Origin of the sequence: Bacillus sp. NPDC094064 (assembly GCF_050279585.1) — a bacterium.
Lineage (GTDB): Bacteria > Bacillota > Bacilli > Bacillales > Bacillaceae_G > Bacillus_A.
The window spans coordinates 432,813-450,097 of sequence record NZ_JBNNUI010000002.1; the positions used below are offsets into that span (position 1 = coordinate 432,813).

Consider the following 17,285-nt stretch of genomic DNA (forward strand, 5'->3'; position numbering starts at 1 on the left):
ATCACTTCACTTAATTTTTAATTATGAACACACTGAAAATGATAGATTCGCAGTAGTTAATCAACCGATTAATGTAAGCGTTATCAGCGTGCTGATTTTAAAAAATAGAAAGAGGCGATATAAATGGGAAACGTAAAAAATGTAAAAGAGGTAGTGGCATTTCATGCTAATAATATTTGTCCAGATGATTTACCTTGGATTCCTTATTTTGGAGATGCGAAGTTTAAATTACTTAAGGCCAACCCAGTAACCGGACAGACGGTTACGCTATTAAAAGTCCCTGCGGCTATGCAACTTCCTGCTCATTTTCATCCTGGTACGGTCATTGTTTATACTGTCCAAGGCACTTGGAGATATCTTGAGGATCCTTGGGTTTCTAAAGCTGGTGATGTCGTTTATGAGCCAGCTGGCTCTTCACATACACCTCAAGCTGTAGGAGATGAAGAAGTTATTACGCTTAATATTGTTGAAGGAACATTAGATTATTTAGGTGAGAATGGGGAAATTATTGCCAGAGATAATTGGGAGTCATTTTTGAAAAAATACCATGAGCATTGCGCAGCTGAAGGAATTGAACCGGTCGATGTGACTAAGTTTTAAAAGATAGATTTGTAAAAAGAGAAGCTCGATGTTCACATGCGACGAGCTTCTCTTTTTGCTCTCTTAACTTTGAATAATTTTGGATTTAAGATGATGAATATATTTGTTGGCAAAAGTGGATAGATGTTTATTCTCTGATCGAACCATTCCTAAAGAAATATTTACAGTTCTATGATTCATCAAATCAACGGGAATGATATCACCATTGTTGACAGGGGGATAATTTTTCATTACGAAATCAGGAGCGAATGTAATAGCTAAACTTTCGATGATGGCTTGGAGAACTCCATCCATATTGTTTGATGTAAATAGAATTTTTAAGGGTTTATATTTATTAAAGAAATCTTGAACAAAATACTGCATAAATTCACCTTTATATGTAACGAGAGTTTGATCAAGTATATCATGAGGAGTTATGGTACCAAGAAACGCTAAGGGAGAATGCTTAGAAACATATACTTTCTGTTTCCCTTCAAATAGTGTTTCAAAAGCTATTCCTTCCATATTTACATTTAAATCGGGCGAATACGTAATCAGTCCGATGTCGGTCTTATGCTGTCGAATATCTTCAATTACAGCATGTCCACTTTTTTCGGTAACCTCCACATTTACATGTGGATATTCATGTCTAAAAGCAGCTATAGCTTTTACTAGAAACGTCGTCAATCCGGGTAAAGAAGATAACCTTAGTTCTCCCGCTTCCATGGAGTTGAATGAGCTGGCTGTCTCCTTTATTTCTTCAATTTTTCTCAGTACTCCGTAGGCAAGTTTTAGAATGATTCTACCTTCATCGGTTGGTACAGCACCGTGTCCTCGTGAGCGATTAAGGATCTTAACCCCTAACTCCTTTTCTAAGCTGGAAATGGATTGGCTAATCGTAGATTGGGTCACATGAAGATTCTGTGCTGCTTTAGTCAGAGAACTGTGTTTTGAGACCTCAATAATATATACTAATTGCTCAATGTTCATGACCGCTCCCCTTTTCGAATATTAGTATTACTTATTTACAGATTAAATTCTTTAATTTTATTTAATTATAATTTATAAGTATAATTGATAACAATAATAATTTTTATAAAATTTTGAAGATTCTAAAATAATTAAAACGATTGCTTGGTTTAACGGGACAAATATAGTTACTGAAGATAGTAGCAGGTTAACGGATCCTGAAAGCGTCTGTGTTAGTCAAGGAAGATGGCGAACGTTTTAGTATGTTCACGTCGTATAGGGGCTTACGAGAAAGGTGTGAAAGAAATCGAAGTATTAGGGAAACGAGCCCTTGTCCTGGCAATGGATGTAACAGATTCAAGTTAGAATAAAGCAATTTCTCATTGTTCAACTGGATAAATAAAACATGTGGAGGAGACGGATGACAACAGAAACTATTTTAATTACAGGTGCTACAAAAGGAATCGGTTTGGAATTCGCTAAAATTTTCGCAGGTCACAGCTATAACTTAGTGTTAGTTGCCAGAGACGCAACGTTGTTAGAGCAACAATCCGAGAATTTAAAAAAGGATTATGGTATACAAGTAAATACTTTTGCCGGCGATTTAGGCCACTATACAACGGTAGAGGGCCTGCATCGATACTTGAAAACTGAGGGAATTGACATTGATATATTGATTAATAATGCCGGAGCTGGCGGATTTGGATTCATGACGGAAGTGGATATTCAGAAGGAAATGGAATATTTGCAGCTAAATATGATTTCACTTACGTATTTAACCAGACTTTTTGCGGATGACATGGTGAAACGAAAGCAAGGTAAAATTTTAAACGTGGCTTCACTAGCAGCCTTTCAGCCAGTTCCACGAATGTCGATGTATGGAGCGAGTAAATCGTACGTCTTATCCTTTTCGGAAGCGATTGCTGAAGAACTGAAAGGAACTGGGGTTCAAGTTTCAGTATTATGTCCAAGCTTTACTAAAACAACACTCACGCAGCAATTCGCCGGAGCAGGAACGAAAGTGTTCAATAAGAACATGTTGGATCCGCAAATGGTTGCCAAGTGCGGCTTTGAAGGATTAATGAAGAATAAAAGGGTAATCATTCCGGGCTTTAAAAATAAACTCATGGCTAAATCTGTGGGCCTGCTGCCAAGGAAATGGGTAACCATCTATACCAGAAAACTTCTTGAGCAAAAAGTGTAAATAAACATAAAATTCCTATCTTTGAAAGAATGAGAGTTTTTACACGTATCACCCTTATATAATTTCTGTGGAAAATTGCACAATCGTGCTTAATTTAGTTGAATAGCAAAGCAGGGGCCATTCAATCGTTAAAGAGCGCTATCAAACCTTATACAATTTACGGAAAATAGTATGCTTACATTATGATTGGAGGCAGCTTCATGAAGCTGAAAAAAAATTTAAATGAATACAATCAATTCAAACGCGAAATGGAATATCAGCGCAGAAATATGGATTAACTAACCAAAAAACCGTTGAATTCAGCCAAAAGTTAGATTTGGTGGTCAATGAATTTATGATGATAAAATATTCCGCAGTAAACAAACAGGAGTAACTTGGGTAGTAGCTTATGTCTAATAGTTGTTTCTAGAAATTATCTTTATTATATAAAACTGATAAAAATTGTTTCGAAAGAAAGTACAATAATTGTAGGCAGGCAGAAAAGATTAGTTAAAAGCCCTATAAAAAAATTGAAAAATATTTCAATCTATTGGAATTAGATAATTGCAGAACAATTGAAGAAATGAAAGCCAGATAAACTTAAGAGGAAAGTGACTCCACAGAGTAAAGATTACTGTGAAATATTAATGAAGGGGTGACGTTATGTGGGTCTGTACCTCACACATGAAAGAAACATTACTATTGTTAGACACTCCCCATGTTAGCAAAGCTTCTTATCAAATTAAGTGTTCTATTTGTAATAATCTTGCTACTGCAAAAGTTTATTATACTCACAGAACTTACCATTATATTAAAAAACAATGCATGGATTCTTTATCAAAATCTTCTCCTATAAAATCTGGTTGATTAATTTTTGGAATACAATGTATATCAACTTATGAATAGACAGTCTACGACTATCTTAAAATGGACAATCCAAACATTCTGTATAAAGATAGGCTCTTTTGTTCGTTTTATATCCAGTACTCGTTTTGGGTTTTTCCTGCAAATAAAAAAGAGGTTAGCCCAAGTAGCTATTCAGCTACTTTTGGGTTTACCTCATTAAGTGATAGTAGATTCTTCACTAAGTTCCCCACGATAAAATAAGAAAATCCATATAAAACTAACGAAAATACAGCATATAGCTAACGGGCTACCAATAACTTGCGGAGAAAGAATCTCTAAAAGCCATCCCGTAAAACATCGGTGAAAATTAGAATCTTTTTTTGAAAAACAATCTACAATTCCACCTATGAAAGGACTAAGAAGAAGCTGAGGCAATCCTTTACTTATAAAAGTGAGCGCTATCATAAACGGAGATTCCGTTACGCTATAGACGAATGTTAATAAAGCTACCGTATGAAACCAATCTCCAAGTACACTTAATGTTTGACCATAAAATAGTTTTTTGAAGTTTGTATTTGTTTTAAGAAGTGTGGAATAAGAAACTGATATAAAAGGTTAATCCTTATGTAATAATGATGCTTGAACTTGTTTTTTCCATTCGCTTAAATACACTTTCTCCTTTGCAGGAAGTCCAACAGGTAATTGTGCAATCAATTCTAAACTGTTTCCATCAGGATCGTTAAAGTATACGGAGGCATGTGCTAATTCTGGAAAACAATGGGTTAAATTGGTTCCATTCCAAAGTCTTTTCGTGCTGAAATTCCTTTTTGATTTAGCCAATGTATCGCATTTTCTAAATCGTGTAAGCTTACTTGGAAGGCGATATGTCGTAAAGATGAGTGATAATTAACTTTGTATTCTGTTCCTTCCCAAAGGCCGAGCCAACCTTCATTTTCTTTAATCCAAAAGAAAGCAATATCTTCTCCTCTTTTATATAATTTGAGCCCTAGTGATTCATAAAAAGATATAGATACTTCTAAGTTACGGACGGGTAAATGTGCTTCATAAAGACCTTTAATCATTGTAATCCTCCTCAGTAAAAATATTTCTTATTCTATAGTAAACGATATTTTGTTAGGTGAAATCGCAAATAAGGGGTACATTCACCCATACGAAAGTATGAAAAAACAGCTCAAATATGAGCTGTTTTCATATAGTTTTTAGTTTTCTTACTGCATTCCTTTAGAGTTAGCGCAAAGGATATGATATGTTAATATCCGAATCCGCCGCCACCCCAACAGCTACATCCGATAATGATTAGAAGGATGAATAGTACGATAAGCAAAGCAAATCCACCGCCGAAACCAGCGCAACTACCACCAAAGCTCATGTTTTTTCCTCCTCTTTAATAAATTAATCTATATAGTTCATGGACTACTATATACAGTATGTTTTTGTATAGAAAAGGAGCCAGTCTCATTTGTAATTAGACAAACGCCTGTAAGCTCATTTGGATTATATGTTTAGTTTGTTTATATAGTTATATACAAATGAAATGTTATATAATTTACAATTTGTTTATGAAAAATTGTAAAAAAAACCATTTTTATATTTTTTTATGTGGGAATTTGTACTATAATTTTACAAGTAATATTATGGGAAAAGGGAGTTTTTGTATAGAGATGGAGATGGGACAATTACAAAATAAAATAGAAAACAAAAAGAAAGAGTTAATTCAACTTGTTGCTAGACATGGATTGGATCATGATAAAGTTTTGTTATTTAGCCGAGATTTAGATATACTTATTAATAAGTTTATGAATGTAAAAGATAAGATGTATAAATGAAAATTTATAGTTTTTTATATTAAGATGTTTTATAAGTAAGGAGAGAACAGTAATTGGAACATTTACAAGAAGAGTTGTATAAACAAATAAAAGAAGAAAAGGGTACTGTTACAATTTTCTTAAAGAGTGGCGTTAGAATAGTAGGAGAAGTTGTTGGGATAGATAAATTTACAATTTTAATGTTAGTCGATGGAAAGCAACAACTTATTTACAAGCAAGCTGTATCAACAATAATGAAATAAGACACTCAACATGAGTGTCTTATTTCATTATTGTTTGCAAGCTTCAACGTCAATGCCGGCAGCTATTAATTTTTTTTCGCCATCTTGCTCGATAATTTTTTGTAATTTAGATAGGAAAGAATCAAAGTTTGTATGTTTTGCTACTTGGAATGTCATTTTATGCTCAATTGGTAGCCACGTATCAATATCGGCTTCGTTATGCTGAATTTTCACCTCAAGTTTATCAAGTGCGTTAGCAACTTGTGCTTCGTACGTTTCTTTCGCTTCAAATTCCATCCATAAATCATATAATTCCTCGCCGAGAGAACCTGTTAATGTTTGTTTAATATTTAAAATTGCTTCTAGTTCATTTTTTTGTTTTTGTAATTGTAATTCGTGACTATTCATTGTATCAAAAGCTGGAATATCACCAGCTTCCGCTTCGACTAAATCGTGAATGATAACCATTTTAAGTAATTTTTCAATATTTACTTTTTGATCTAAATAAGGCTCAACTAAGATGGCCATTAGAGACATGCGCCACGTATGTTCAGCAACGCTTTCTTGACGTCCGTTAGAAAGCCAGCTATGTCGCATTTCGTATTTTAGTTTTTCTGCTAATGCAATGACTTGTAAAATGTTATGTTCCATCGTGATCCTCCTCATATTTCCATACCATAATTTTAATATGGAAATGAAATGTGTCAATTTTATGAGTATATTGCGATAAATAGATTATAAACGTATAATACATACTGTATGTAAAAACGTATTATTAAAATAAAAAAATGTTTTATGAAAATGAAAAGGAAAGGGCGAGAATATGGGAGACGAAAATCAAGTATTTGCTAGACCACAAAGAAGAAAAAGGAAGTTTGACATTTCTAGCCCGATTGGCATCATAATAGGTTTCGCCATTGTGATAGCGGCGATTATGCTTGGCGGCGGCGGAATAAAAGCTTTTAAAAACTTCTTAGACGTTTCATCTATTTTAATTGTCATTGGGGGAACAACAGCGACGATTGTTGTAGCATATCGACTTAGAGAAATAAAAAAATATACGAAAAGTATTTTCACTGTTTTACATAGAAGAGAAGAAGATTTAGAACAGTTAACGGATTTGTTTGTTGATTTTTCAAAAAAGTCTAAAAAATATGGTTTGCTTTCTTTAGAAGTTGATGGGGAGCAAGTAGACAATCCGTTTATTCAAAAAGGAATTCAACTCATGTTGAGCGGTTACGATGAAGAGGAATTAAAAGAAGTGTTAATGAAAGATGTAGAAACAGAAGTGTATGAATTAAGAAAAGGGGCAACTTTATTAGATAAAATTGGTGATTTTGCCCCAGCTTGGGGGATGATAGGAACTTTAATCGGTCTTATCATTATGCTTCAAAACTTGCAAGATACATCGCAAATTGGTACAGGGATGGCAGTTGCAATGTTAACGACATTGTATGGATCTGTACTTGCAAATATGATTGCAATACCTCTTGCCGAAAAGGTGTATCGTGGTATTGAAGATTTGTATACAGAGAAGAAGTTTGTAATTGAAGCCATTTCAGAATTGTATCGTGGACAAATTCCTTCTAAATTAAAATTAAAACTAGATACATATGTATACGAATCGAAGACAAAAAAAGTAAAACGAGCAGCCTAATATTTCAAGGAGTGGTATGATGAAAAAACGACCGCAAAAGGGATCGCCTCGTTGGATGACGACTTTTACAGATTTAACGATGTTATTATTAACTTTCTTTGTATTACTAGTTGCTACCTCAAAGCAAGATACAGTAAAATTATCAAAGATGCTTGAAAAGTTTAGTGACGCGGAGCAAGTTGATGCAAAAGTATTGGGAAATACAATACCAGATATTTCACATGAAAAAAATGATGAAAAAATGGTCTCAAAGAAGCGAATGGACGACTTGTATAAGAAGTTAAAAGCGTATGTAGATAATAACGGTATTAGTCAAGTGAATGTATACCGGGAGGATACAGGAGTAAGCATCGTTATAGTAGATAATTTAATATTTGATACGGGTGATGCGAACGTTAAACCAGAAGCAAAAGAGATAATTAGTCAATTAGTTGGATTTTTCCAATCGTTACCAAATCCGATTGTTGTGGAAGGACATACAGATAGTAGACCAATCCATAATGAAAAGTTTCCTTCTAACTGGGAGTTATCTTCAGCAAGAGCGGCTAATATGATACACCACTTAATCGAGGTGTATCATGTGGATGATAAAAGATTAGCTGCGGTAGGATATGCAGATACAAAGCCAGTTGTACCAAATGATTCACCGCAAAATTGGGAGAAAAACCGTCGCGTTGTCATTTATATAAAAGAATAGTATATTATTTTAATAATAATATAATAAAAATACAGAAATTCTTTTAAAAAATATTAAATTTTATCGTTTTATTTTGTATAATGAGTGAGAATGATAAGGTGAAATATTAAGATATTTTTATACATAGAAGGAGAGAGTCTAAAAGAATGGCATATAAAATTTTAGTTGTAGACGATGCGATGTTTATGCGAACGATGATTAAAAACTTATTAAAAAGTAAGGCTGAATTTGAAGTTATCGGTGAAGCGGAGAATGGAATAGAAGCAATTCAAAAGTATAAAGAGCTTCAACCTGATATTGTAACATTAGATATTACTATGCCGGAAATGGACGGACTTGAAGCATTAAAAGAAATTATGAAAATTGATGCGAGTGCAAAAGTTGTTATTTGTTCTGCGATGGGACAACAAGGGATGGTATTAGATGCAATTAAAGGCGGAGCAAAAGACTTTATTGTAAAGCCATTCCAAGCGGATCGTGTAATCGAAGCTTTAACAAAAGTAGCAAACAGCTAATATAAAAGGGGTGCCACAAGGAATCAAACAATGATAGCGGATAGACGTGTGGTCCCCTTTTTTCTCGTTATAAAACACTAAATTGTTATACATAAATGAAATGTTTGTTAGACAGGTAGGGGATTAAAATGCAAACAGATCTATTAAATATATTTTTTGAAGAATCAGAAGAACATTTACAGTCGCTAAATGAAAATGTGCTAATTTTAGAACAGAATCCTGCTGATATGGGTGTAGTTGGAGAAATATTTCGTTCAGCTCATACATTTAAAGGTATGTCTGCAAGTATGGAATTTACGGAAATGGCGGATTTAACGCATAAAATGGAAAATGTGTTAGATGAAATCCGTCATGGGAATATAGTGATAAATGCGAATATTATTGATGTGATTTTTGAGTGCATTGATAACTTGGAGAAGATGGTTGCAGATGTGCAACAAGGCGGAATGGGTAATATTGATGTTGCATCGACTAAGCAAAAATTAGAAGAGCTATTGAATGGTGATGTAGAAACTTCTACAGACCATGTAGAGACCAATCGTATAAGTAACGAGAATGTAGTTTCGCATGAAGTACACATAACTGTTGAACAGCAAGCGATTTTAAAAGCAGTACGTGCCATTATGTGTATTGAAGCACTGCAAAATTTAGGTAATATACAAAAAATAGTTCCAAGTATTGAAGAAATCGAAGCGGATGCTTTCGGATTTGAGTTCACAGTATTTATGAATACGGATCGTAGTGTAGAAGAATTGAAACAAGTAGTACTTCATGTTTCTGAAATTGATAAAGTAGAAGTAAAGCAAGGGGACTCTTCGCAGGAAGTCGTTGTACAGGAATTTGTGCAAGTAGAAGAAATGATACAACCTGCTGTGGTTGCGCAGTTGGAAACACCTATAGAAGCGGCGGTGCAACCTGCTGTGGTTACGCAGTTAGAAACATCTATAGAGACGGTGACCCAACCTACGAGTGCTAAGCCAGCTAAAAGCACAATGAAAACGAAAAATGGTAAAGTGGAGAATCGTTCCATTCGTGTTCAATTAGAGAAAATTGAAAGATTAATGAATATGTTTGAAGAAAGCGTAATTGAGCGTGGGCGCATTGATGAATTGGCACAAACAATTCAAAACAAGGAATTAATTGAGCATTTAAATCGATTAGGTGATATTTCAAAGGATATTCAAAATGTATTACTAAATATGCGTATGGTGCCGATTGAAACTGTTTTTAACCGTTTCCCGCGTATGGTACGTATGTTAGCGAAAGATCTAGGGAAGAAAATTGATTTACAAATTACAGGTGAAGATACTGAAGTTGATAAAATTGTTATTGATGAAATCGGTGATCCACTTGTTCATTTAATTCGTAATGCGATTGATCATGGTATTGAAACTGTTGAACAACGTCGCGATACAGGTAAAAACGAGACAGGCACGATTAAATTAGAGGCTTTTCATAGTGGAAATCATGTCGTGATTCAAATTACTGATGATGGAAATGGTATTTATAAAGGAAAAGTATTAAAAAAAGCGATTAAAAATGGTGTTGTAACAGAAGCAGAGGCAAATAAATTAACAGACCGCGAAGTGTTTGATCTCATCTTCCAACCAGGATTTAGTACAGCTGAAGTCGTATCGGATCTTTCAGGACGTGGTGTGGGATTAGATGTGGTGAAGCATACAATCCATAGTTTAGGTGGGCATTTGATTATTGATTCTGAAGAAGGAAAAGGAAGTACATTTAGAATTGAACTTCCTTTAACATTATCTATTATTCAATCGATGCTTGTTCAAACGAATGATAAGCGTTATGCTTTACCTCTTGGAAATATTGTTGAAGCAATTCGAATTAAGAGAGAAGACATTCAATCCTTACAAGGGAAAGATGTATTAAACTATCGCAATCAAATTATTGAAGTGAAGCATTTAAGTACTGTATTTGGTGAAAAAACAGTAGATGAGGCGTTTGAGTCATATGATAGTCAAATGGTTCCTGTGTTAATTGTTCGTAATACACATCGCAGCTATGGACTTATTGTAAACACAATTATCGGTCAAAGAGAAATAGTCTTAAAATCATTAGGTGACTTCTTTGCAGAGAGCTCTAACTATTTCTCTGGCGCGACGATTCTCGGTGATGGACGAGTGGTCCTCATTTTAAACCCAGAAGGTTTATAATAGGAATGAAGGAAGGCTCCCCACTTGTATATAATTGGGGAGCCTTTTGGTTTATTACGAACATGAAAAAATGAATCGCATGAATGTGGAAAAAAATGCATAGTAACGATTCGTATAATAAGTTTGCTAAAATATAATAATTGAGAATTTATCCCGCTATTTTCCGGGCAGTAAGACCCCCTAGCTCAAAATCCGGAGAGTGCGATGGAGTTAGGCGGAAGATAATGGCCTGAATGGTGTGAGCTAATAATTATTGGGGGATGAAGAAACCCCTACTGATTAAAGTTTCACTTTATATTATTAGATGGAAAACAGAAATGAGGAGGCGGGGAAAATGCCAGAGCAACACACACAAGGGGATACAAGTACAATTGTGCTAGAGAAAGAAAAGGTGCATTTAACGTCTCAAGAATGCGATATTCTTGGTGAAATCGCAAATATATCATTCGGTTCAGCTTCGACAGTTTTATCAATAATTTTAAATAGGCAAGTAAGTATAACTGCTCCTCATGTAGAGTTAGTAGATTTATATGATACAAGTGATGTTGAAGTTCCTCATGTTGTATTAAATATTCATTTCACAAAAGGCTTAGATATGGAAAATCTACTTGTCCTCCAGCAAGATGTTGCGTTATCCATTGCTGATTTAATGATGATGGGGACAGGTGAAGTGGAAGAAGGAAAAGAACTTGGTGAATTAGAACTAAGTGCTGTACAAGAAGCGATGAATCAAATGATGGGATTCGCAGCTACATCTATGTCGGAATTCTTCCAAGATGCAGTAGATATGTCTCCACCGACGATTAAAGTTGTAAAATTATCAGAAGAAATGGAGAAAATCTCTGGAATAAATGGAAGTAACATGATTGTTAAAGTGTCGTTTGATCTAAAAATAGATAATCTTGTAAACTCTAAATTAGTGCAAATTGTTTCAGTTGAACATACGAAACAAATGATAAATAAATTATTGCAATTATCTAGTGAAGTGGAAGAAATAAATGAGCCGGCGGAAATTGTGGGAACTGAGATTGCAGAAGAGCATGTTAAAAAAGAGCAGTTAACGCAAGAAGAGAAAGATGTGCTAGGTGAAATTGCAAATATATCAATTGGTTCAGCCTCAACAGTATTATCAACACTATTAAATCAGCCAGTCACTATTAGTACACCACACGTAGAGGCGATTAATGTTCGTCATTATGATGGGGTACCTGTACCATTCGTCATTTTAAATGTCGATTTTGTTGAAGGATTAAAAAATGAGAACGTATTCGTATTTACGAAAGATGTTGCTTTAACAATGGTAGATTTGATGATGATGGGGACAGGAGAAATTGACCCGGAGAAAGAGCTAAGTGAATTAGAGTTAAGTGGTATTAAAGAAATTATGAATCAAATGATGGGGCATGCGGCAACTGCCATGTCAGAAATGTTTAAAGAAAAAATGGATATGACACCACCAGAAGTTAAATTTGTGACGCTGCGAGAAGAAATGGAATATTTGGGAGAAGCTATGGAAGGCGATGAGCTTGTTCAAATTACATTCAACATTGAAATTGGTGATTTACTTCAATCGAAAATGTATCAAATTTTACCGATTTCAGAGGCGAAAGAAATGGTGAGACGACTTCTATATCCAATGGTGGAAGGACAAGAAGAAAAGATTGAGGAAGAAATAGAAGAGGAAGAAATTGTAGCACCTGTTGTACAACCTATTGAGTTTAAAGAAGTGAAACAAATTGAGCCAGTATATATGGATACATCCATCTTACAAAATGTAGAAATGAATGTGAAATTTGTATTTGGAAGTACTGTGAAAACAATTCAAGATATATTAAGTTTACAAGAAAATGAAGCGGTTGTACTGGATGAAGATATTGACGAACCGATTCAAATTTATGTAAATGATATATTAGTGGCGTATGGTGAACTTGTAAATGTAGATGGATTTTTCGGAGTGAAAGTGACAAAAACGTTGTAAGGCGTTGAAATAGGAGTTTGAACAAGTAGATGAAAAACGTAACGTTTTTTCTAGTTTGCTGGCTATGTATACATTTGTTCTTCCCTTTGCAAATTCAGGCGGAAGAACAAATGGAACGAGATCAAAATATAAATGAAATGAACGTGCAAGAAAAAAAGGCAGTTCAAGAGCAGACAGAACGAGTAGAAATGAACGAAGTTGAAGAGGAACAAAAAGAAGTAGCGAATGAACAAGAGATTGGAAGAAAGATAGAAACGGATCAAGGGATCATTACAGTAAATAAGCAGGAATTGAAGGTTGGCGAAGAATTGCGGATTACTGTAGAACGAAAGGAGAAAAGCATTCAAAGTATGAAAGGTATATTGCAGTTGCAAAAAAATGGCGAGCAATATGCACAAGAAAGAATGCTATCTTTTGAGTATGAAGAAGAGACGAGGCGGTGGATTGCGAACTATAAAATTGGAATTTTTGATTTGCAAGGTGATTGGCACCTTCAGCTCGTTCAAAGTTATAAAGAAAATGAGAAGGAAGAACTTATAGAAAATGAAGTGAGAGTCCCGCTTATTCGTATTAAAAATGAAACACCGACTATTGATACAGAATTGCCAACGTTACATAAAGTTACTATTGATGAGGCGAAAGAGAACTTAATTGAACGGAAACAGGGAGACTCTATACATATACGAGTAAAAGCGTCAGATATAGAATCGGTTGTGAAAGAAGCTCGTGTTACATTAAAAGGAAAAGAGGATAAAGAGATTACCTTTTTATTAGACTACAATAAGCGCGACATGGATTGGCAAAAATCATTCGAAATAACGGATGATTTGCCAATTGGACCATACAAACTATTTGTAGAAATAATAGATGCAGCAGGTAATAAACTTGTGATGGAAAGTGAATATATCGTTTCTGTTTTGGAGCAAAAAGCGGAAGATGATAAAAAGATAGAAGAACAAGAGGATGAAAATAAGTTAGAAGATAAGAAAGAAACTGAGAAGCAGGAATATTTGAAAGTAGAGATTCCGCTTCCAGAAGAAAAACTTCCAGTTGTTCAAATTCCGAAGCAAGAGGAGAAAGTAAATAATTTTATAAGAGAACCGTTAAAAGAGAAAGAAGAAATTAACTACAATATAAAAGAGCCGTTGACAGAAAATAAAGAAGTAACGAATGCAAAGGTTCAAAAAGAGGAAAAAGGAAAAAGTGACAATCACGACGTCTCAAAAAAGAAAGAAGAGCCAGAAAAGAAGGAAGAAAAAGGTGAACAAGGAGTAAAAGCTTCTAATGTATTTGCAATTATGTCAGGTTTATTCGTACTGTTGTTAGTTTTAAAGAGTAATAAAGAATGGGGCTAATTATTTCATAGTAGTGGAGGCGCTTAAATGGAAATTAAACGTACAACAATTGAACATAAGACGCTGCAACCATTAAAACAGCCTAAAGCTATTTCGGAACATGAGATTCAGAAAGAACGAAAGCGTAGTAATCTAGTGTTTACTGGACATTCTAAAATCATTACGAAAAATAATGAAATAGGAATTTTACTTGCAAGTTTAAGTGATGGAAAGAGTATGAAGGAAATGCTTTTTAAAGAGATGGATACAGTGTTACAACTTTTTAAAAAGTTACATGCGTTATCCGGAGAAGGAAAGCAAACAGAAAGAATATACGAACAAGTAATTAGAAGCCTGCAAGGACTTGTTAAGCAAGCGCATATAAAAGAACTTCCTTTGTTAGATGGAACGTATGATTTTGCTGAAGTACAATTATCATTTGGTAGAAAGGTACATATTCCGTTACTAGATGTGAGTGCGCTTATTTCTAGAGTGGAAAGTGATTCTTCAGAAGGAAATATAAATTTAATGGTAACGGTTATTACTGCTTATATAACGAAGTTGTCTAATGAAACCACTTTAATTAACGGCATGGATCACATGGCTAAAGATCGAGATGTAAGTGTATGGAGAGCGCTTGCAGAAATGAACATGACGCAACTATCTCAAGCATTGAAACAAACGATTCAAGAACATAAATGGTCAATGACGGTTCTGTTTCTCTTTATATGGATTGTTACTATTATTTTGATTCGAGTTATATAAAAAGGTCGCCACTTTCATGTGACGACCCTTTTTTATCCCGCAAACGCCCGATTGGTGAAGGTTAATAATCAATGGGGATGGACAAAACTTCCGCTGATTAAAGTTTCACTTTATATTTTTTCGTAGAAAAATGTATCGAATCGCTGAAGATTGTAGCGTTCGGGTGTTAAAATTTGCTCTGTACTACCAACAAATAGCACGCCACCTTTTCGTAAAGAACGACTAAACTTTTCATACAGCTTTACTCTTGCTTCTTCTGTAAAGTAAATCATTACATTACGACATATGATTAAATCGTAATTTGTATCGAATGATTGCATTAAGAGGTCGTGTTGTTTGAACGTGACAAGTTGCTTAATGTTTTGATGCAATGAATATATATCATCCTCTTTCGTAAAATGGCGCTCTTTCAAATCTGTAGGTAACTCTTTTAAAGAACGTTCTGTATATTGACCACGTTTTGCAGTTTCTAATATATGAAAATCAAGATCTGTTGCTTGTATTTCAAAGCGAAATGGAGAAAGATGTTTTGATAAAATTAAAGAGAGTGTATATGGTTCTTCACCGGCAGCGCAGGCAGCACTCCATACTTTTAATTTCCCGTTATTTTGTTCAAGTAATTTTGGTAGTGCTTTCGTTTCTAACGTTTGCCAGCGTTCTTTATTTCTGAAAAACTCTGAAACGTTAATTGTAATATAGTCAATAAAGCTTACAAATAAATTTTGATCGGCACGTAAATGGCTAAAAAAATTAGTGTAGTTTTCAAAGCCTTTTCTCGTAATAAAAGCATCAATTCTACGGCGCATTCTATCTTGTTTATACGAAGCGATATCCATATTGAATTGTTGTTTAAAACTCGCGATAAAATGATCATAATCTTGTTCAATTATCATATTTACAATGGGCACAATAACGATATTGTGCCTCCCCCTTTACATCATACGAATTTTTTGTTCAAAGCTTTTTTTCATCTGCTTTTCATGTAAACCTGGTAAATCATAAATGACAGCATCAATCCCCGCTTCTTTTGCAATATCAACAGGAATGACTGATGTATGTTTGTCTCCATTGTAAAAACAGAGAACTAAATCGGTATCTTCAATAATTTGTTTTACAAAAAACATATAATCTGATCGGTAAATGGAGCCAGAAGGGTGATCAAAAGCAACGTATTCGGCTCCATGTTTTTTTAAGTAATCAACGACTTCTTGAAATTCATCTGTTACTGTTTGTAACGGTTGTAGCGTGTAAAGGCATAAATTTTGAGCGAGTCTTTCGTTTGCAATGAAAAAACGAAGAACTTCATTTTCAATAGATTTATAACATAATATGTAAATTTTATGTTTATGAGCATAGTCGGTTAAAAACTTTTTAATTTCTTCTTGATCTAATGCTGTTAATTGATTTGAACCACAAAGAAAAATATTCATAGAATTGTGCCACCTCATGCTAAATTGTAACATATCTTCTACAAAAAATAACTGCAAAATATGAGTGTTCAGAGTATAATTATAAATAACTGGATTTTACGATTAACTTTAGGAAGAAATAAAAAAATAAATAAATAAATAGGTGATATATATGCTACGTTCTATCTCGCATAACCCAATTTTATCGCATATACCGCCTGCTACTCAAATGCCGAAAGAAGCAAATGTCAGGACAGGGCTTGCATTTTCGGATAATTTGCATGCAGATCCGAAAAAGGATAAATTGCTAGAACAAATGGAAGCGTTTGTCGATAATATTGGAGAAATTAAAGAGAAAATTGAAATGGAATTAACGCTTGATAATGTTATGGAATATAAAAATACGGTAAAATCATTTTTGAATTTTTACGTTGATAATGTATTGCAATATAAAGACGTTATGTCTCGTCATCCACGTTACGGGTATTCACAAAAAATGACGATTGTGAAACAGGCAGAAATGGGATTAAATGAATTAGAAGATGTTATGAACTTGATTAATACAAAAACAGGACATTTAGAAATGTTAAATCAAATTGGAGAAATCCACGGTTTAATTGTAAATCTAGTCTTGTAAAAGGAAGGAAATAATATGTACATACAATTATATGAAAAGCTCGTCATTATTCAAAAAGCATATGAAAATATTCAAGCGCTTGGAGAAAACATATACGAGAATTTAAAACATAAAAATGTAAACGCAGTTCAAAAGTTACAAATAGAGCAATTACAGTACATAGACGGTTTAAAAGGATTATCAAGCTCATTTGAAGACATGGTTGTTCAGTTTTGTAAAGAACAGGGAGTTGAATCGTTTCGTGTGAGTGCGTTATTTTTGTATTTTTCTCGTGAAGAAATTGAAAAAATTGAAAAAATACAAAAAAACTTAATTGTATTAGAAGAAAATGTAAAAATGATTCTTTTGAAAAATCAATATTACTTAAACGTACTATTAAAAACTACAGAAATTATTGTGGATTCGGTTTCTGAATATAATTTGGAGAGAAACAATAATTCGCAAATCTTTATGAACGAACTTTTGTAAAGG

Annotated in this window: 19 protein-coding genes and 2 pseudogenes; 14 read left to right on the forward strand and 7 right to left on the reverse strand. The window is 34.0% G+C overall.

Annotated features, from left to right (window positions below):
* Nucleotides 1-123: 123 nt before the first annotated feature.
* Nucleotides 124-600 (forward strand): 2,4'-dihydroxyacetophenone dioxygenase family protein, encoded by a 477-nt coding sequence (locus tag ACQKNI_RS06830; protein WP_000528732.1) that lies wholly within the window; start codon nucleotides 124-126, stop codon nucleotides 598-600.
* Between the two features lie 63 nt (nucleotides 601-663).
* On the opposite strand, the gene ACQKNI_RS06835 is transcribed toward ACQKNI_RS06830, so the two are convergent.
* Complete coding sequence (locus ACQKNI_RS06835) at nucleotides 664-1,569, reverse strand: LysR family transcriptional regulator (RefSeq protein WP_001019663.1); 906 nt, start codon at nucleotides 1,567-1,569, stop codon at nucleotides 664-666.
* Between the two features lie 400 nt (nucleotides 1,570-1,969).
* Here ACQKNI_RS06835 and ACQKNI_RS06840 point away from each other — a divergent pair, with 400 nt between their 5' ends.
* The gene (locus tag ACQKNI_RS06840) at nucleotides 1,970-2,752 is read left to right on the forward strand and encodes an SDR family NAD(P)-dependent oxidoreductase (protein ID WP_088231101.1); all 783 of its coding nucleotides are present in this window, start codon (nucleotides 1,970-1,972) and stop codon (nucleotides 2,750-2,752) included.
* 253 nt (nucleotides 2,753-3,005) lie between these two features.
* The gene (locus ACQKNI_RS06845; protein ID WP_280147177.1) at nucleotides 3,006-3,125 is read left to right on the forward strand and encodes an aspartyl-phosphate phosphatase Spo0E family protein; all 120 of its coding nucleotides are present in this window, start codon (nucleotides 3,006-3,008) and stop codon (nucleotides 3,123-3,125) included.
* A 799-nt stretch (nucleotides 3,126-3,924) separates the two neighbouring features.
* Here the strand turns inward: ACQKNI_RS06845 and ACQKNI_RS06850 are convergent.
* The 3 genes and pseudogenes from ACQKNI_RS06850 to ACQKNI_RS06860 all read right to left on the reverse strand — a co-directional run.
* Nucleotides 3,925-4,186: pseudogene (locus ACQKNI_RS06850) on the reverse strand (MFS transporter); the annotation flags it as partial.
* Between the two features lie 6 nt (nucleotides 4,187-4,192).
* Nucleotides 4,193-4,659: pseudogene (locus ACQKNI_RS06855) on the reverse strand (VOC family protein).
* Nucleotides 4,660-4,847: 188 nt separating this feature from the next.
* On the reverse strand, nucleotides 4,848-4,967 hold the full coding sequence (locus ACQKNI_RS06860; RefSeq protein WP_000007804.1) for a YjcZ family sporulation protein: 120 nt from the start codon (nucleotides 4,965-4,967) through the stop codon (nucleotides 4,848-4,850).
* 238 nt (nucleotides 4,968-5,205) lie between these two features.
* Between ACQKNI_RS06860 and ACQKNI_RS06865 the strand changes: the two genes are divergently transcribed.
* Both ACQKNI_RS06865 and hfq read left to right on the forward strand, forming a co-directional pair.
* On the forward strand, nucleotides 5,206-5,424 hold the full coding sequence (locus tag ACQKNI_RS06865) for an aspartyl-phosphate phosphatase Spo0E family protein (protein WP_098252650.1): 219 nt from the start codon (nucleotides 5,206-5,208) through the stop codon (nucleotides 5,422-5,424).
* A 53-nt stretch (nucleotides 5,425-5,477) separates the two neighbouring features.
* The gene (hfq, locus tag ACQKNI_RS06870) at nucleotides 5,478-5,666 is read left to right on the forward strand and encodes an RNA chaperone Hfq (protein ID WP_088231104.1); all 189 of its coding nucleotides are present in this window, start codon (nucleotides 5,478-5,480) and stop codon (nucleotides 5,664-5,666) included.
* 27 nt (nucleotides 5,667-5,693) lie between these two features.
* Here the strand turns inward: hfq and ACQKNI_RS06875 are convergent, their stop codons facing one another.
* Entirely contained in the window at nucleotides 5,694-6,296 is a 603-nt protein-coding gene (locus tag ACQKNI_RS06875) for an HD domain-containing protein (RefSeq protein ID WP_025688340.1), read from the reverse strand.
* Nucleotides 6,297-6,468: 172 nt separating this feature from the next.
* On the opposite strand from ACQKNI_RS06875, the gene ACQKNI_RS06880 reads away from it, so the two are divergent.
* The 7 genes from ACQKNI_RS06880 to ACQKNI_RS06910 all read left to right on the forward strand — a co-directional run bounded on the left by ACQKNI_RS06880 (nucleotide 6,469) and on the right by ACQKNI_RS06910 (nucleotide 14,768).
* Nucleotides 6,469-7,302: a flagellar motor protein MotP gene (locus ACQKNI_RS06880; protein ID WP_098357151.1), complete on the forward strand. Its 834-nt coding sequence runs from the start codon at nucleotides 6,469-6,471 to the stop codon at nucleotides 7,300-7,302.
* A gap of 19 nt (nucleotides 7,303-7,321) precedes the next feature.
* The gene (locus ACQKNI_RS06885) at nucleotides 7,322-7,999 is read left to right on the forward strand and encodes an OmpA family protein (protein WP_088231106.1); all 678 of its coding nucleotides are present in this window, start codon (nucleotides 7,322-7,324) and stop codon (nucleotides 7,997-7,999) included.
* A 146-nt stretch (nucleotides 8,000-8,145) separates the two neighbouring features.
* Nucleotides 8,146-8,514 (forward strand): response regulator, encoded by a 369-nt coding sequence (locus ACQKNI_RS06890; protein WP_088231107.1) that lies wholly within the window; start codon nucleotides 8,146-8,148, stop codon nucleotides 8,512-8,514.
* 128 nt (nucleotides 8,515-8,642) lie between these two features.
* Entirely contained in the window at nucleotides 8,643-10,691 is a 2,049-nt protein-coding gene (locus ACQKNI_RS06895; protein WP_098357149.1) for a chemotaxis protein CheA, read from the forward strand.
* Between the two features lie 334 nt (nucleotides 10,692-11,025).
* Entirely contained in the window at nucleotides 11,026-12,669 is a 1,644-nt protein-coding gene (locus tag ACQKNI_RS06900) for a flagellar motor switch protein (RefSeq protein WP_098357148.1), read from the forward strand.
* Nucleotides 12,670-12,698: 29 nt separating this feature from the next.
* A complete protein-coding gene (locus ACQKNI_RS06905; RefSeq protein ID WP_427282281.1) occupies nucleotides 12,699-14,024 on the forward strand; it encodes a transglycosylase in 1,326 nt (441 codons plus the stop codon).
* Between the two features lie 27 nt (nucleotides 14,025-14,051).
* A complete protein-coding gene (locus tag ACQKNI_RS06910) occupies nucleotides 14,052-14,768 on the forward strand; it encodes a hypothetical protein (protein ID WP_088231111.1) in 717 nt (238 codons plus the stop codon).
* Nucleotides 14,769-14,878: 110 nt separating this feature from the next.
* Here ACQKNI_RS06910 and cheR read toward each other — a convergent pair whose 3' ends face one another.
* Nucleotides 14,879-15,661 carry a protein-glutamate O-methyltransferase CheR gene (gene cheR / locus ACQKNI_RS06915; RefSeq protein ID WP_140417385.1) on the reverse strand — a complete coding sequence of 261 codons (783 nt, stop codon included), beginning with the start codon at nucleotides 15,659-15,661 and terminating at the stop codon, nucleotides 14,879-14,881.
* 39 nt (nucleotides 15,662-15,700) lie between these two features.
* Nucleotides 15,701-16,198, reverse strand: coding sequence for a flagellar motor switch protein FliG (locus ACQKNI_RS06920; protein ID WP_088231113.1), 498 nt, complete (start codon nucleotides 16,196-16,198; stop codon nucleotides 15,701-15,703).
* A gap of 151 nt (nucleotides 16,199-16,349) precedes the next feature.
* On the opposite strand from ACQKNI_RS06920, the gene ACQKNI_RS06925 reads away from it, so the two are divergent.
* Both ACQKNI_RS06925 and ACQKNI_RS06930 read left to right on the forward strand, forming a co-directional pair.
* Complete coding sequence (locus tag ACQKNI_RS06925; protein WP_000946323.1) at nucleotides 16,350-16,814, forward strand: YaaR family protein; 465 nt, start codon at nucleotides 16,350-16,352, stop codon at nucleotides 16,812-16,814.
* A 15-nt stretch (nucleotides 16,815-16,829) separates the two neighbouring features.
* Complete coding sequence (locus tag ACQKNI_RS06930; RefSeq protein WP_088231114.1) at nucleotides 16,830-17,282, forward strand: hypothetical protein; 453 nt, start codon at nucleotides 16,830-16,832, stop codon at nucleotides 17,280-17,282.
* Nucleotides 17,283-17,285 lie beyond the last annotated feature (3 nt).